The sequence below is a fragment of the Pontimicrobium sp. MEBiC06410 genome (assembly GCF_053601615.1).
The window spans coordinates 60577-78357 of sequence record NZ_JBSHNT010000134.1 but is presented as its reverse complement, the minus strand read 5'-3'; the positions used below and the strand labels follow the sequence as shown (position 1 = coordinate 78357).

Sequence of the window (17781 nt, the reverse complement as noted above, 5' to 3'; positions counted from 1 at the left end):
TTTTGTGTTCTAATTGGTAAGTTTTTTTTATTTGATTTTTATAGCAAACTACATATAGCCTTTATCTTTTAAACGCTCTCTTGCACTTTTCTCTTGTTTTTTAGGCTCCGTTGTTGGAGCTTTTTCTTCTATTTCGGGAGTATTCTCTTTATTGGTTATATCCTCAATAAAGTCCTTTCCTTTTTCTATTGTACCGCTTACCATTTCTGTTAAGGATTCCGATTTATCTTCTATAACATCTCCAGATTTTATTACAAAATGTGCAAGGTATGTTCCAGCAAGGGTTCCAAAAATACTAGACGCAAATAATGATAAGGTGACTAAATCTATTGGGATTAATAGTCTGATAATAATAATAGCAACGATATAAATAGCTACAATATAAACCAAACGCAATAAGAGGTTCTGTTTGTATATAAACCCTTTTTTATCGTCTTCCTTCATTTGTAATTCTTTTGAATTGAATACTTTATTGAAGAAACGATACACTTTATTACTCTTAGACTCTCTCCAGTATAAGATGATTCCAAATAAAATGGAAATGATAAATATTATTATTTCGAGTGACATCATAGTATTTGATTTAGTTTAAAGTCGAAAGCTAAAAGTTTGACCTTTTCTGCCTCCTGACTTAATTATTTTTTAATTCTTTTATCTTTTTAGAGGCATATACACTTCCATTTTTTTCTGCATCTTTATACCACTTTATAGCTTCTTCAAGATTTTTACTCGTTCCTTCTCCTTTTTCTAACATATATGCTACGATAATTTTAGAATCCAGCATACCTCTTTCTCCAGAAAGTTTATAGCACTTAAAGGCTTTTTTATAGTCCTTACCAACTCCTTCGCCATTATAATACATATTTCCAAGTTCATATAATGCATATGGATTTTGACGTTCAGCAGCATATATGAAAATCTTGTGTGCCATATCAAAATCTTTCTCCATTCCTAACCCCTGCCTTTTCATTCTACCAATATTTACCATAGCCATTATTTCCAATTGTGAAGCAGCCTTATCAAACCAATAGTATGCTTCTTTATAATCTTTTTCTACTCCATTTCCTGTTAAGTATATTACCCCTAAATTGTTTTGGGCAGCAGAATTCCCTTTATCACTAGCAAATTTATACCAACGAATAGCTTCATTTATGTTTTTATCTACATGATTCCCTTGCTCATACATTTGAGCTAAATTATTCATACCGTATACGTCTCCTTTTTTAGCAGAATCATGAAATAAATTATATGCTTTTTTTAAATCTTTTTCAACATAATATCCTTCTTTATACATATTACCTAAGTTATTCATAGCTCTAGCGTGTCCCTGCTTTGATGCTTTGGTATATAATTCAAAAGCTTTTTCATAGTTTTTATCAACACCTTTACCATTAGCATATAAATAACCTAAATTAAATGTCGCTACATCATCATTTAAAAGAATTGCTTTTTTATATAACTCAATTGCTTTATCATAATCTTGATTTAAACCTCCAAAACCATTTTCGTAAGCATATCCTAAATATCTTAAACCCTGAGAATCATTATTATCTGCGGCTTTTTTAAATTCAATTACAGCTTTTTCATACTCACTTTCCACATAGTAACATAGACCTAAATTTGCATGCTCTCTGTAAGATAATTCATCTATAAAATTATTGTATATTGCTTGAGCTTCTTTATACTCCTTATTTTTAAACTTCATGTTAGCCTCATCTATTTTAGCGTTTTGAGCAAAAACAAAACTTGAGGTTAACAGTAATAATAATAGCCTAATTTTCAATGTATTATTCTTTAATATATAAAATTTGTCTATATTTTTTAAACTTCTATCTCTCACATTTCGACTTATTAGTATGATTTTTCTAAATATTGTTACTAATTGTTTCAATTACCCAATCTTTCATGGAGTCATCCCAAGTATCATACGCTTTATAAAATTGTTCTTTATCGTACCAATACAGGAATAAAATATCTTTAGGAGAAATATTAACTAATAGTTTCCATAATAAATCATGATACTTTGCACTTATAGACGAATGCGGTTCGTGCAACGCTTGGTATATTTTTGCATCTACTATATCTGCAATTTTATATTGGTTACTGGTTTCTATTTTTTCTAGATAGCGCTCTACTCCCATAATACGTTTTCTACTATCGATATCTACTTTATTTAAATAACTCTTAAACAACAATTGGTCATTTAGAATATCTTGTATTGGGTGTTGTGGTTTTTCTAACGATTTTGATAATTCATATTTTTTAATGCGTTCGTAACGCGATGTAGTAACTGCTCTATCTAAATCACACTCAATAATATCATGGCTTAATAACTTTGCTATTAGCTCTGGCTGATCTATGTGATAAATTAACACATCGTGTATTGTATCTTTTATAGCTTCTTTATACCATTTTTCGTTTTCAAAAACAATAATATCCTTTATAAAATCTCGTAATAAATAAACACCTCCAAATGCCTTAGTATAAAACGAATTGGTAGTATACTCTAGCTCCTTTAATTCTAAATCTCTGGTCCTTAAATCACCATATTTTAAGGCTGAGTCTAAAAGTTCTTTTTGTAAATTTTCATCTATAAAATTGTTTCCTTCTTTAAATTTTTGAACAAGTTGTTGTTGCTCTTTTTGTATGGTATCTAGGTTGTCTATTAAGTGAAAATGTATAGATACTTTATTGTATTTTAAAACGTCTAAAGGCTCATAAAACGCATCGATACTTTGGTCAAAATCTAAGCAAATAGCACAATCTCTTGTAATATTATTTATTTTATCTCCATAAGCTTTAAATACATGTTGCATCATTTCTCTATCGAACGTATGAAACGACACATAAACTGGTTTCCCTTTCTGTAATGGAGAAATAATAATACCATGCGGATTGGCTTCTCCATTGTTTAAATACAACAAATTACCTTTTTCTTCTGCTATTTCTGGACTCCACCCTATTCCATCTATAGAAAAGGTTTTTAATTTTGTTTCGGTAAACCCTAATTTAACTAAGCATTTATTATAGCGCTCAACTAGCTTTCCACTAATGGGAATGAGTTCACTTCTGTATAGATTTGCTAATTCTAGTTTTTGCATTGCAAATTTTAATTTGTTTCGTTTTAAAAAGAGTGATACCTTAATGTTTTATTTAGAAATACTCTATTATTTTTTTAACATAGATTAAATTAAATTTTTAATCCAATCTATAGTTTGTAAAAAACCAATAAAAACTAAACCTACTATTATTATTATTGTGAGAAAATAAGATATTAAAGAAATTTTCTCTTTTATTTTCTCTTTAAAAGATATAGGTTCTTTTAATAATTTTCTACTCTTATAAATTGGTTTTATATAAGGAATTATTCGTTTTTTCCCGTGAAGATACCAATCAGATGTTTCTAAAAAAATAGTTTCCTCTTCACTTTTATTCAACTTAAAATCTTCAAATCGTTTTGATGCCTTTAATAATTCTTTAGCATAAAGAATTAAACCTTCTTTATTAGAATGAATAAATCCGCTTTTTTTAATACTTATTTCATAATCATAGAGAAAAAAAGCATCTTCAACAGAACTCATAGCTTCTAGTTTTTCTATAATAATGTCTAGTTCTTCTTTTTCTTTTTGCATTATTAATGATTGGATAAACCCTATTTAATTATTTCCCAAACTGTTCTCTTGCTTTCGTTTCAATATTTAATTGATTTATTCTAGCATCTACTTTTCGTTTAAAATCGGTATCTGCAATGGTTGCCACGTTATCTAAATAACGTACTACTTCTTGTCTTCTAATATCTGAAAAGTTTAAGCCTTTCATGTTTGCTTTCATTAATTCCTGAAGCATATTAAACTTGGTTTCGTAATCTTTTTTGAAATATATTTCAGGATTATCGAACCAATCTTGTTCTAAATCGAAATCGGTTAAACGCAATGATATTGCCGATTGTATATTTCTAACATCTCTTGACGAGAAGAACGGAAATATAGTCTGAATTTCTTTATACAGGGTTGCAAAAAATTGATGATTGTTTACATTATGTTTATGTTCTGCTTTTGCATAGGCTTCTAGTACTCTTGCTTCTGAGGGTTTTTCTACACTGTTTAAAATATCTCCCATGTTTTTAGCTAAGCCTTGGTCTTGTAAAAAGGTATAATCGGTAGGTTTTACCATATTTATAAAATCTGGCATCGTGTCTTCCAGTTTGCGCCACCATAAATGATCTTGATCTAAGAAATCGTGTTCTGTTCTTGCACCATCTATTTTAAATCGGCCTTGTACTCTAGAAATAACGGCTTTATCTAGCATTTCTGGTAAATTAGTAAATAAACCTATAGAACTATTCCCGTAGTTTACTGCATAAGCACCTTCTGTATAACGCAAAAATACGCCTATAACTTCTTTTACACCTGCCGAAACGCCTTGAGCTGTTCGTTCTTGTAAATTATTTTCTGCATCATCTATTGGTGCAAATATTAATTTTGAAGGGTCTTGCATTGGTTTCATCCATTCTACCATTTTTTCGGCAGAGCCTCCTTGAAATGTACTTATTAAAGTATCTGGCATGGGGTGGAATAAAAACGGAATATCTAGATTATCGCAATGTTCTTTTAATCGCGTAGCAATTGCAGCAATAAGCATACTTTTTCCTGTTCCTGGGATTCCGTAACCCATAAATACGGGCATGAATCCGCCTAATTCTTGAAACGGGTTTTTCTTTGCCTCGAAATCGTAACTTAACATACGTTCTGTTAAACGTCTTGCAAAGTGTTTTGCATCACGATTTCCTACAATTTGTTCGAACTTAATTTTATTAAACTCTACACTTTTTGCTGCTCCAGAAAACACATTACTCCAGCCAGATATTGCAAATTCTGAGTTTTCTAATTTATAAGTACGATCTTCTATAGTTTCGGTATATTCTAAACTACTTTTTCGTAATTGAATTTCGTCTATTACTGCTTCAAAATAGACTACTGTAAAATCTATGACATCTTTATCGGACTTTATAATGTCTGGATGGCCTAAATATTTATCGAAATAGAATAAGTTACAGGCTACTCCTTTTAATGGTGATAGAAAAGAGACTTCTGGTAAGCCTGCAAACTTTTGCTTCATCACACTTAAATCGTCTGAAGCATGTGGTTTTAACGTGTGTAATATATGATAAGCTGTTGCGAATAGCATGAATGCTGTAGCAGTATGCATTTTACTCTCGAATTCTCGCTTTCCGTTAGTATCTAAAGTGCTTTTACGCTCGTTTAATGCAGATAACCCTGAGGCATCGTAATAACTATCTTTTATCCAAATCCCTAATGTTAAACCTTCTTGTACTGCATGTAAGGTTTGGTTTAATCGTAATGGTAAGGCTACTGAATCTGGTAATAAGCGCTTTTTTAATGCTAAAATGGTTTTAGACACAGAGGTAATCTCTATTGCGCCACTTCCATTATTGGCACGAGATAGATACAGTAATATCGATTCGTCTTTGGCGTCCTTATCTTTATTTTTTGCTCGCTGTCCTTGCTCCCATTGTATACTTTTTAAATAGCCACTCGCTTCTTCACGAAGCATATTTAATTCGTTTTGCTTTATAGGGAAGGTTGAGTTATGTTCCATATTTTTTAGTCTTCAGTTTACAGTTTGCAGTACACAGTACTGACTCCAGTTTATTTAGTTTTCAGTATTCAGTTATCAGTATACAGTGCTTACTCGAACGTGTTTTTTAACAGGGTTAACTTACTACCTATTGCATACTGCTTACTATATCATCCTTTTTTTACTCCGAATTTATCGGGATTATTAATCATATAGTTTAAAAGCTTGCATACTTCTATACTTTTATCTTCTAATTCTACTTTTTTATCTTTTGAAATGTATTCACATGCTAGTGCAAAGTCTAACCACAATTGGGTTTCTGAATTTTCACTATCTGCATCTTACATTTTACTTTTAAAATACTTTTCATATTGTCTTTTTCTATAACCTTTAGCTATTGCTGAACAAACAGTTCTACTAGAGCTATTAATTTGAGATATTAAACTAAATAACTCTGATTTTGGAAATGTTTTAGTTATTTGGAATATATTCATAGCTAACTCAAATCCTTTTTTGATATGCTAATAATGTTTTAAAACGCATTTACTTATTTTCACTATTTAACAGCCCACTACTCACTGCTCACTTAACTTTCATATCTGCAATTTGAAACGGTGGTTTAGCTAGTTTATTCATTACTTCTGGGTTTTTATTATAGAGTAATTGAATAATTCTATGGGGCGCGAATACATATTTACTTTTTAAAATGTCACTCCATTTTTGCAAGGTCTGTTTAGTAAAGTACCCGCCTTCGCTAAAGGTGCTTCCTGAAAATACTTCGTCTATTTTTAAAGATAGTGCATAGGACTCTAATGGGATTTCTTTTTTAGCAATACTTTCTAAAATAGAGTGTGTTAGCTCATTTTCATCTTTTGCAAATACATTATGAAATGGTCCTAAATCTATTCGTTTTATATGCTTTGGAAATACATTTTTCAGCCTTCTGTCTATTCCGTATGCCATCGTGTCTAATGGCATTTTTCGATCGGCTATGGCTTTTAATGTCTTGTATATTTCATTTTTCTCTTTTAGTGGGTCTTTTCCATCATAATCAAAATACATAAAACAAATAAACGGTCTGTTTAGTGATACATCGTAAAAACTCCAACTCGTCATATATTCTGTTGCAATATCTTCTGGCGCTTTTATTATTTTACCTTGTACAAATCTGTTAAATATATATTGCTGCTCTACCGATGTGTAATATACTATAGAAGCGGCTTGAAAGAGTTTATCTTTACGTATGGGTTCTTTTTTACGTAATAATTGGTCTAGAAATTCGTCTTGTAACTCACTTACATCTTTCAGCTTATTTATATAATTATCTCTTAACGACAAATCGTTATATAAATACCTAAACTCTAAATAATTAGGAAATCCCGAATCGGTTAAATCTACCTTCATGTTATCTTCTTCATCGTACATATATTTTATACGCATGGCTTCTATAGAGTACAATAAAAGGTCGCAGTATTGTTTAAAAAACACCATTTCTTGAGGTGTACACAATGCTTTCTGTTGTACACTTACTATTAATTCTTTTAATGCAAAGTCTACTTTTTTGTGGTAGAATACATATTGTTCTTTGCTGTCTAGAACTGCCGAATCTAAAGGGGTTACAATGTGATTTACAGACATTATTTTTTGATGTTCTTAATTTTATAAAGCGTTAAAAAAACGAAGGCTTAGGTATTTTATATTTTTTAATTAATAAACTGTCTTAGGCTAGCTCTGCGTTAAGGATTGCAGCGGCATCCTTTTTTCTTTTTAGAAAAAAGATATAGCGGAAAGCCTGACCTCCAATTATATTGGAGGTAACGCCCAAATTATTTTTATAATCTCTTTTATATTTTTAAGAGATTCCCTCTTTCGTGAGAACTTAGCTCAACATATCGTCTTCTGCGGCTGGTTTTGGTGGCGGTGGCACATCGTCTCCATCTCCTCCTTGTGGTGCTGGTTGTGCTGCATAGTAATCTTCGAAAAGTTCTTTCATATCTATACCGTAACGCTCTGCAAAATTCTTTTGTATGTCTCCATCTTTTGCGCGAATTTCTTGTAAGGCCTCTGCATAGCTACTGTATACGCCTTGCATTACTTTTTCGTGTACTGGAATATTATCCATCATTTCTTGACGTGCTTTTGCACTTGCTGTGTGCATAGACGCTAATGTTTCTCCAATATGTTCGTCTGTTTTTACACCTAAGTGCTCTAATATTGCAGCAAATTCTTGATCTGTTCTCGCTTTTAATGCTACTACATAACCATCATAGTACTTTAAACGCTCTTCTGTATCACTTTTTAATTTTGCTCTATGCGTTTGTAAGTTACTACGTAAAGAGGTTAATACTTTTATGGTTAAATTATGCTTATGTACAAAACTATCTTTGGATGCTGCTAAAGTTGTGTAGGCATTTTTAAGACCTTCCAGCTCTTCTACTTTTTGTTCTAAAGCTGTCATTTTACCAATAGATTCTGCATATTCTGCAGATTGCTTATCGGCAATATCTTCTAATTCTTGTCTGGCTTGTTTTAGTAATGCGTATTGTTCTTCTAACTTATCTTCTACTTCTTTCTTTTTCTCTAAGGCTTTGGTGTGGTTTTTAGAGGCTTCTACTATAGCGTCTTTAAGTTTTTCTTCTACTTCTTTTATTTCTACTTCGCGGTTTTTTAATCGGGTTACTGCTGCTTGAGATTTATACGATAGTTCGCTTAATAATGTTTGTACGTCTGCTTTTTCTATACGTTCTTGGAACATTGCTTTAGCTTTGTTATCTGCTCCAGCACGTACTTTTTCTGCAGATTTTAATGTGTCTTCTGCTTTAGCTATTTTGCTTTTACGCCCCCAAAGATTGTTCCACCAAGTGTCTGGCACCTTTTGTGCATCTTCTAGTTCTATTTTTGCTCTGTCTAATGCTTTTTGTGCATCGTCGATAACTTTTTGTTCTGTTTCGTTTAATGCAGAAAAACGCTCGAATAAAATACCAACCTCGTCTTGGTAGTCTGTTAAATCTTTAATTGCATCTAAAAGTGTTGTTCTGTCCTTTTCTGCCATTTGTACAACATCGTCTAATGTTGCATTTAGTATTTTTTGACGACTTTCGGGGTCATCCTCTTGTGCTAGCTTAGATTTCATTGTATCTATAGCTTTGCCCCAATTTACATCTACCTTTTCACTTTTCTCGTTAGTATTAGTTTCTAATAAATCAAAATCATCAGACATATTATATCGCGTTTTTTATTGGTTGAACAAATTTAGTTTAGCAATTTCGTTAAAAATTATTAGTTCTGAAATTTTTACACTCAATTTATATGTGTTAAGTTTTAGTTAATTGTTACAGTTTGGTCTAGAATTATTAGAAAAGGTAATTTTTGTGTGTTTTGATGGAATTTGTTATGTCTAGTGAAATTTGAAAATGATGTGAGATTCTGAAACAAGTTCAGAATGATGTTACTTTAACTTTCAAAATCGTAAATCAGTAGCCGTTAATCGACCTGTTCTCGATACGCTCCCGATTAATATCGGGACCACTCGAACTGACGCTTATGGTTTTGATTAAGGAGATTCCCTCCTACGTGGGAATAAAAAAAAGCAGATCTATAAGCCGGATTCTGTACTCTTACGAGCCCTTATCATTTATCTACGTATACTGTTACCAGCACACTTTAGCTGCCTACCCTCCAACAATCGCGCGTGCACGCTCAAACGTTGGTATACATGACATTGCACCTAATAGAGTTTACCTGATTTCACTACAGCATTACCTGTACATTCTTTCTGTTGCACTTTTCCTAGCCTCACGACTGGTGGCCATTAACCACTATATTGCACTATGGTGTCCGGACTTTCCTCATCCCAAATGTATCGGGACGCGATAAGGCGATCTGCTTGGATGCAAATGTACATTAATAAAATGCAATTTAACAAGTGTTATTTGTTGCTTTTTGTATGGTTTAATTTGTTATTTTTAAATTCTCTTAAAAGAAGAGTATTGAAGAAAAAAACATTAATCATTCTATCATCTGTCATTATTATATATACGCTTGGAAGTAATCTACCAAGAGGGTTTTATAAAATAGAGAACGAAAATGTAATAATCAAAATATCAATAACTGACAATTTATTGGTCATTCGGGACCCTGAATGCACAAAAAGAATTAAGATTATTGACGGGTCAGAAGAATTTAAAATTAAATTCTGGTCAGAACTTTACGAGGTTAAAGTTTTTAAACGAACTAATGGAAAGCAATCCTTTTGGGTCGTTGATGATAGCATGCGAGGAGTTACAAGAACCGAGAATGGTGTGTTTACAGAATTTACTTGTTGGGAGCCAGCTTGTTCTGGAGGTAGAATGGAAGGAAAAAACATCTTGAGTTTCGAATTTAAAAATAACAAATGGATTAAAGTAAACTAACTAATTATCACATCATACATACCTTTTTAGAAACCAAGCGACTAATCGAATAATTAAAGGATATTTGTAAAGACGTAATACTTCTTGAGTAGAAAAGTTAGCAACTAAATATAAAAAATTGAAAAGCTGGATAATATTTTAATTTACTACAACACGTATGTTACATTAATCACTTCGTTTTATGTATTCTAATCTTCATAAAAACCACTATTTTTATTGTTAATAACTATATATAAATTGCCCTCTTAGAATTCTTAATTTTCATCCGTTTTTTTAACTTTGTTTCGTTAATAATTTTGCATTTCTTACATGGAACACTTTGTAGTATCGGCACGTAAATACAGACCCCAAACGTTTAAGGACGTTGTTGGGCAACAAGCCATTACAAATACCTTATTAAATGCTATTGAGAACAATCATTTAGCGCAAGCCCTACTGTTTACAGGACCTCGTGGTGTTGGTAAAACGAGTTGTGCGCGTATTTTAGCTAAAATGATTAATAGTGATGGTAGCGAAACTGGCGATGAAGATTATGCATTTAACATTTTTGAACTCGACGCCGCTTCTAACAACTCTGTAGACGATATTAGAAGTTTAACAGACCAAGTTCGAATTCCGCCTCAAGTTGGTAAATACAAGGTTTATATTATTGATGAGGTACACATGTTATCTCAAGCGGCTTTTAATGCGTTTTTAAAGACGCTAGAAGAACCGCCTAAACATTGTATTTTTATTTTAGCAACTACCGAGAAACATAAAATTATACCAACCATTTTATCACGTTGTCAAATTTTCGATTTTAAACGTATTACGGTTAAAGACGCTAAAGAGTACTTAAAATATATTGCTAGCGAACAAGACATAACTGCTGAGGATGACGCCTTACATATTATCGCTCAAAAAGCAGATGGCGCCATGCGTGATGCCTTATCTATTTTTGATCGTGTCGTTAGTTTTTCAGGAAAGAATTTAACGAGACAAGCGGTAACCGAAAACTTAAATGTTTTAGATTACGAAACGTATTTTACAAGTACCGACTTAATTTTAGATAATAAAATACCAGATTTATTAATACAGTTTAATGAGACTTTATCTAAAGGGTTTGACGGCCACCATTATATTGCTGGTTTAGCGTCTCACTTTAGAGATTTATTGGTTTGTAAAAACCCTTCTACTATTCCTTTATTAGAAGTTGGAGAACAAACCAAGGAAAAGTATTTAGAACAATCTAAAAAAGCATCACAAACCTTTTTATTAAAAGGAATAGAATTAGCTAACGATTGCGACTTAAAGTATAAAACGAGCAAAAATCAACGCCTACTCGTTGAACTTTGTTTAATGCAACTTGCCTCTATCACTTTCGATGGAGAAAAAAAAAATAGCAAACGTTACATAATTCCACCATCTTACTTTAAAAAGTTAGGGATAAAACCTATTCCTGTTTCTAAACCTGCTGTTACTTCTCAAACAAATACAACAACAGAAATTGGTAGTAAAACGGTATCATCTATACCAAAACCGGCTATAAAAACTGCTATTGCAAGTAATACACCACCAAAAATTGTTTTAGATAGAAATAAACGTGCTAGTTCTGGGTTGTCTTTAAGTAGCATTCGTGCAAAAAAGGAACATGTTTCTAAAAAGAAAGATACTATTGTAGATGAAGCCAGCTTGCCACGAGAACCTTTTGATGTAGACGATTTAATGCCTGTATGGCATACGTTTATAAATAAGTTAAGAGCAGATGGCAAAATGAACTTAGCTTCAATTTTAGGCATAGATACACCAAAACTAAAAGGTACTACCATTTATTTAGAGTTTCCAAACTCTACAAATAAAGTTGAAGTAGAAAGGCAACAGTTCGATTTAATGCAATATTTACGTAAGTCTCTAAAAAATTACGATATAAGCTTAAATATTACTGTTAATGAAGCCGTACAAAAACGTTTTGCTTATACTGCGGAAGAAAAGTATGAAAAACTAAAAGAGATTAACCCTAATATTGAATTATTACGTGGTCTTTTTGATTTAGATATTTAACACTTGTAACTTAGTGTTAAAATATAAATACCATACCTTCTAAATTATTAAATTTAACACTTAATTCTATTATCATGCGCAAATTATTACCCTTATTACTTTTAATTGCTATTGTATGTATTAGTTGTGATGGCAGAGACCGTGCAAAGCTTAGTAATGCAGAAGTTTTAAAGCAACACAATCTATTAGAGTCTTTTTCAAAGCACACAGAGTTCATTCCTAAACACTATACAGAAGTTGTTACGGATACCATTTTAAGTAATGGATATAAAGTAAAAATAAAAACGTTTAGCGATATGACTAATTCTATTACTAAACAATTAAAAAAAGAATCGATAACTCATAATATACAATATAGAGAGTTTATCTCTGAAGTCTCTATTTTTAAAGATGAAAAGCTAGTTTTCAATGAAACTATAGACGATTCTTTTTTAAAACAATACATTCCAAATATTTCCAAATTAAACAGTTCTATAACTAAAGGCTTAGCTATAAACGAAGAAAAGTCTTTAGAAACCAACACTATACATTTAGCCATTTCTAACTGTATTCCTGATAAAACCATAAATTGCCCTTCTTACTATATAATTATTGATGAAAAAGGACATTTTAAAATAAAACAAACAAATCATGCTTGGACTTAAATTACCAACAGACCCACGTTGGGTAAATATTGTAGAAAAAAATATAGAAGAAATACTTACCGATCATGCGTTTTGTGAACAAAAAGCAGCGAGTACTGCTATTTCTTTAATTGTAAGCTTTCCTGAATACACAGATTTGGTTCAAGAAATGATTGCTCTTGTTAAAGAAGAAATAAGTCACTTTAAAATGGTTCATGATAAAATTATTGCAAATGGTTGGGCTTTAGGTAGAGACCGTAAAGATGATTACGTTTCTCAACTTATAAAATTCTTTCCCAAAGGAGGAAGTAGGACAACACAATTAGTGCATCGTTTATTGTACGCCGCTTTAATTGAAGCTCGTAGCTGTGAACGTTTTCGTTTACTTTCAGAAGAACTAGAAGACAAAGAATTAGCAGAGTTTTACAGAAAACTAATGGTTAGTGAAGCTAATCATTATACTATGTTTTTAGGGTTTGCAAGACAATATGGAGACCGTGAAGAGGTCGATAAAAAATGGCAAGATTTACTGCTTTTTGAAGCAGATATAATGAAAAACTTGAGTAAATCGGAAACCATACATGGATAAAATTGGTTCAATTATTTTTAAACTTCACTTATATTAAATATAAGAAGTGAACTTCACTCAAAACACACAATGAGTGAAGTTTCTTATAAATAAAAAATGCATTACCTTTAAGGAAACAGATTTTGGTATAAAGGGGCGTCTCTTTTTTAGTAATTCTACCAAAATAAAAACTTAAAAAGCATTCTATTAAACTAACAATAAGTTCCTATTTCATTTAAGCAAACACTTAATGTGATTGAGCTAACTTTCTTATTAAGTTCCAATTACTTTTGCTATGTAAGCAAAAACTAACTAACATTCTATTCTATGCATAAAGTAAGTCTATTTACCTTTATTCTTTTTTTTATTAACCTTCAAGCGTTTATTGCACAAGAAAAATCTACAAAACAAGTAACACAACTTATAGAGGCTTATAAACAAGATGCACGAGGTCCATACCATCGTATAAAATGGTTTTGTAAAGATGGTACAGAACGTGAGCCAAAAGATCCTTGCCCAGATAGTATTGGTGGAGGTATACAGCATGCTAGCTTTAAAGAATCTGCTTTAGCATTGAGAAAAACCAATCATTTATTTTTTGGCGAGATTTTGGCAGACGCAAAAACCTCTGATTTTTTAGATAAAAACGCCAACTTTAGTAGGCTTAAACAATACCAATTAGGAAAATATTTAGCTAGTATAGATGATGGTTGGATATTACGTAAAGCTCAATACTATCGTGGTGCTTTACAAAGTGAAGATGAAGAGGCTTGGGGAAAAGATTTTTTTGAATCCCTATTAAAAGACGACCAGCTTATAGAATCTCATTATTATTTAATTCGTCAAGCATTAAAGGACATCCCCCATAATGGTGATGATAATATTGCTCAATTAATGAGAAGCCAGAGTAAAACAATTTCGGAAGACTTAAAGTCTTTCATGGATATTCGTATAAAAATCCATGGGCAACCAGAAATTACAGATATTAAATTAGTTACAGACTTTATTAAAAACAATAAAATCCCCACAGAATTAAAAAAAGATTTTGACGACTTGGTAACTACTATGCGTAAATTTTATGCACCAATAAATTTTAAATCTTTAGAAAAGGACTTATTGCACTTGCCAGCTTCAAATTCTACAACAAATACTATTCTGAACTTTGTTAAGGCAGATAATTTGCCTAAATCCAGTTTAATAACCGAAATTGCAAATGTATTATATGAAATTAGACTTAACATAAATACTTATTCTAATAGTAAAAACCGTTTAACACTTCTAGATTTATCAAATCAATTGGAGCATATTTTACTTATAGAAGCTCAGAATTGGGAAACCACAACTGTTGCAGATAATTTAGATAAAATTAGTAGTTTAACATGTGCAGCCTTGGGTACTGGTTTAATAGAAATATGGGAATACAACGCAATAGAAAATCAGTTAAACGATAAATTAACTAAGGATAGTTTAACTATTGAAGAGTTAAACAACCTACTAATTACTGGCAGAAGTGTTTTGGAATGGAGTGCCTCTATGGTAAAAGCACACTACCAAGAAGAAGTAGACCGTTACACAAAATTTGAGCCTCTTACTTATAGTTTTATAGATGATAGAATACGAAGTAGTGTAGCATTAAGCCTTGGTATTACCGTTAGTGATTTTGGTGCTTTTGTAGCAAAAAAATCGAATATTAACAATAAAGTAATGTCTATTGAAAACCAAAGTTCTCTTCGCGGTTTAAACCCAGGATATGCATTTGGTAAACTTGTGGTTGTTGATGGAGATCCTGATGCTGTTGAAGTAAAAACAAATAATATTTATATTTTTGAAAAACCGCCTCACGACCTGAAACCAGTAGCTGGTATTATGACTGTATCTGAAGGCAACTTGGTCTCGCACGTGCAGTTGTTAGCAAGAAATTTAGGTATTCCCAACGCAGCTTTATCTTACGACAATTTAAAAGCTTTAAAACAATATGATGGTACTCATGTTTTTTACGCTGTTTCTAATAAAGGGAATATTATTTTAAAATCTCAAGAGGATATGTCTAGAGAAGAACAGGAGTTGTTTAGTAAAAAAGAGCGTAATAAAAATATAATTGAAGTACCAGTAGATCAAATTAGATTAGACGTCTCTAAAGTTATTAATATGCGTAATGTAAACGCCAAAGATTCTGGTAAATTATGTGGTCCAAAAGCAGCAAACTTGGGTGAGTTAAAACAATTATTTCCAGATCAAGTTGTAGAAGGGTTAATTATTCCTTTCGGGATCTTTAGGTCGCATATGAATCAACAAATGCCCAATCAAAATAAAAGTTATTGGGACTATTTAAATACTACTTTTACGACTGCTAAAAAATTAAGAGCTAGTGGCAAAAGCGATAATGAAGTTGAAAAATTTCAATTAGACGCTCTAGATAAACTTCATAAAGCTATTATAGAAATGCCTTTATCTATGGAGTTTACTAAAGATTTAAAACAAAATTTCAACTCTTCCTTTGGAAACTCTATTGGTAATGTTCCCGTATTTTTACGTAGTGATACTAATATGGAAGATTTAAAAGAGTTTACTGGCGCTGGTTTAAATCTTACTTTATTCAATATTAAAAATGAAACCGATATTATACAAGGTATAAAACGCGTTTGGGCTTCTGCGTATACAGAACGTAGTTTTAAATGGAGACAAAAATATTTAAGTAATCCTGAAAATGTATTTCCTTCAATTTTAATAATCCCAAGTGTGGATGTTGATTATTCTGGAGTTATGATTACCAAAGGTATTAATTCAGGAAATGATGATGATTTAACTGTTGCTTTTAGTCGTGGAGCTGGTGGAGCTGTAGATGGGCAAAGTGCAGAGACTCGTTTAATTACTTCAACATCAAATACACTTTTAGCTCCTGCAAGACAACCTGACTATATTAGGTTACCAAATTATGGAGGTGTTAAAAAACACAATACAGCTTTTAATACTCCTATTTTAAATAGCAAAAATATAACAGATATTAGAACGTTAGCTAGCAAAATTAGAAATACAATTACAAAAGAGGCTAAAGATAGTAAACAGGCTTACGATGTAGAGTTTGGGTTTAAAAATAATAAGTTATGGCTATTTCAAATACGACCATTTGTAGAAAACAAACAAGCAAAAAGTTCTGAATATTTAATCTCAATCTCTCCACAAATTAAAACAAACCAACTAATAAATCTTTCTGAAACACTGTAGTTATGAAAAAGTTATTCTATATAAGTATTAGTCTATGTATATTATTATCTTTTGGTTTTATTCCTTATCCAATTGATGGTTATGAGCGTACAGGAATTAAACGTTTATATCAAATACAAAAAATGAAAATGGATAGTATTCCATATAATCGTATTCCTTACGGCGCCTATAAAACTCTAGCAGACATTAATTTAAGTTTAACCTCTCGAAATGAAGACAGTATTAATGAGCTTTTAATTGAAGATGATGAATTTACAAGAAGCGTAAAACGTTTAATCCCCAGTGGAGCCTATTCTGTTGCTATCCTAGACATGTCCAACCCTAAGGCTTTAAAATATGCAGCATATAGAGAAAATGTAGGGTATCAACCTGGAAGCGTGGGAAAAATTGCTGTATTAAATGCTGTATTCACTCAAATGGCAAAAGTGTGCCCTAACTCTTTCGAAGACCGTATTATGTACCTTAAAGACATAGAAGTTTCATCTCGTTATTGGGGAACAGGAGATCATCATACTGTTCCTATTTATGATATTGAAAATGATAAATTAACAAAAAGACAAGTTCGCGCTAGTGACAAATTTTCGTTATTTGAATGGTTAGACCACATGGTTTCTGTAAGTAATAATGGCGCTGCAAGCGTTATGTACCGCGAAGCTATGCTTATGGCTGCTTATGGGCCAGATTACGTGAATTTAACCGAAGAAGAAGGGGAAAATTACTTTAAAGAAACACCTCGAGACTCTTTAACTAATTTAGCAAATAGTGTTGTAAACGAGCCTCTAAGAGATTTAGGTATTAATGAAGATGATTGGAGATTAGGTGGTATGTTTACACGACCTGCTGGAAAATATGTTGGCAGAAAAGGTGGTAGTATTGGTACGCCTAAAGGTTTAATGAAATATTTGGTAAAGTTAGAACAAGGTAAAATAGTAGATAAACAGTCTAGTTTAGAAATGAAGCGCATGTTATATTTAACAGATCGTCGTATTCGCTATGCTAAATCTAGTCGTTTAGATAGTGCTGCCGTGTATTTTAAATCTGGAAGTTATTATAAATGTGACCGAGAAAAAGACCCTAATTGTAAAAGTTATGCTGGTAACGTCTTTAACTACATGAACTCTGTAATTATAGTAGAACATCCAAACGGAACTAAATATATTGTTTGTTTAATGTCTAATGTTTTAAATAAAAACTCTGCAGGTGCACACATGTACTTAGCAAGCAAAATTGATGCGTTAATTACAAAAAATAACGAAAATGATATTGATGCTTTAGATGAAAACTATAAAGATGAAGAGGATTAAAGCTGTAATGA

Annotated in this window: 13 protein-coding genes, 1 other RNA gene and 1 pseudogene; 6 read left to right on the top strand and 9 right to left on the bottom strand. The window is 31.7% G+C overall.

Annotated features, from left to right (window positions below):
• Positions 1-48 precede the first annotated feature (48 nt).
• The 9 genes and pseudogenes from ACVC08_RS03335 to rnpB form a co-directional block, all read right to left on the bottom strand.
• The gene (locus ACVC08_RS03335) at positions 49-573 is read right to left on the bottom strand and encodes a hypothetical protein (RefSeq protein WP_452598463.1); all 525 of its coding nucleotides are present in this window, start codon (positions 571-573) and stop codon (positions 49-51) included.
• Positions 574-631: 58 nt separating this feature from the next.
• The gene (locus ACVC08_RS03330; RefSeq protein WP_452600981.1) at positions 632-1783 is read right to left on the bottom strand and encodes a hypothetical protein; all 1152 of its coding nucleotides are present in this window, start codon (positions 1781-1783) and stop codon (positions 632-634) included.
• A gap of 82 nt (positions 1784-1865) precedes the next feature.
• Entirely contained in the window at positions 1866-3101 is a 1236-nt protein-coding gene (locus tag ACVC08_RS03325) for a DUF6638 family protein (RefSeq protein ID WP_452600980.1), read from the bottom strand.
• Positions 3102-3185: 84 nt separating this feature from the next.
• The gene (locus tag ACVC08_RS03320; RefSeq protein ID WP_452600979.1) at positions 3186-3632 is read right to left on the bottom strand and encodes a hypothetical protein; all 447 of its coding nucleotides are present in this window, start codon (positions 3630-3632) and stop codon (positions 3186-3188) included.
• A 28-nt stretch (positions 3633-3660) separates the two neighbouring features.
• Positions 3661-5619, bottom strand: coding sequence for an AAA family ATPase (locus ACVC08_RS03315; RefSeq protein WP_452600978.1), 1959 nt, complete (start codon positions 5617-5619; stop codon positions 3661-3663).
• Positions 5620-5768: 149 nt separating this feature from the next.
• A pseudogene (locus ACVC08_RS03310) lies at positions 5769-6092 on the bottom strand (four helix bundle protein).
• Positions 6093-6180: 88 nt separating this feature from the next.
• Positions 6181-7236 carry a hypothetical protein gene (locus ACVC08_RS03305; protein ID WP_452600977.1) on the bottom strand — a complete coding sequence of 352 codons (1056 nt, stop codon included), beginning with the start codon at positions 7234-7236 and terminating at the stop codon, positions 6181-6183.
• 241 nt (positions 7237-7477) lie between these two features.
• Positions 7478-8818 carry a microtubule-binding protein gene (locus tag ACVC08_RS03300; protein ID WP_452596917.1) on the bottom strand — a complete coding sequence of 447 codons (1341 nt, stop codon included), beginning with the start codon at positions 8816-8818 and terminating at the stop codon, positions 7478-7480.
• Positions 8819-9180: 362 nt separating this feature from the next.
• Positions 9181-9487, bottom strand: an RNA gene (gene rnpB / locus ACVC08_RS03295) — RNase P RNA component class A.
• Between the two features lie 232 nt (positions 9488-9719).
• Here rnpB and ACVC08_RS03290 point away from each other — a divergent pair.
• From ACVC08_RS03290 to ACVC08_RS03265, 6 genes are all read left to right on the top strand, one after another.
• Positions 9720-10010: a hypothetical protein gene (locus ACVC08_RS03290; RefSeq protein WP_452600976.1), complete on the top strand. Its 291-nt coding sequence runs from the start codon at positions 9720-9722 to the stop codon at positions 10008-10010.
• A 309-nt stretch (positions 10011-10319) separates the two neighbouring features.
• A complete protein-coding gene (locus tag ACVC08_RS03285) occupies positions 10320-12050 on the top strand; it encodes a DNA polymerase III subunit gamma/tau (RefSeq protein ID WP_452600975.1) in 1731 nt (576 codons plus the stop codon).
• A gap of 74 nt (positions 12051-12124) precedes the next feature.
• Positions 12125-12694: a hypothetical protein gene (locus ACVC08_RS03280; RefSeq protein ID WP_452597163.1), complete on the top strand. Its 570-nt coding sequence runs from the start codon at positions 12125-12127 to the stop codon at positions 12692-12694.
• On the top strand, positions 12681-13262 hold the full coding sequence (gene miaE, locus ACVC08_RS03275; protein WP_452600974.1) for a tRNA isopentenyl-2-thiomethyl-A-37 hydroxylase MiaE: 582 nt from the start codon (positions 12681-12683) through the stop codon (positions 13260-13262). Before ACVC08_RS03280 ends, miaE begins: the two co-directional genes overlap by 14 nt.
• A 306-nt stretch (positions 13263-13568) precedes the next feature.
• Positions 13569-16466 (top strand): PEP/pyruvate-binding domain-containing protein, encoded by a 2898-nt coding sequence (locus tag ACVC08_RS03270; protein ID WP_452600973.1) that lies wholly within the window; start codon positions 13569-13571, stop codon positions 16464-16466.
• A gap of 2 nt (positions 16467-16468) precedes the next feature.
• Complete coding sequence (locus ACVC08_RS03265) at positions 16469-17770, top strand: serine hydrolase (RefSeq protein WP_452597451.1); 1302 nt, start codon at positions 16469-16471, stop codon at positions 17768-17770.
• Positions 17771-17781: the final 11 nt, after the last annotated feature.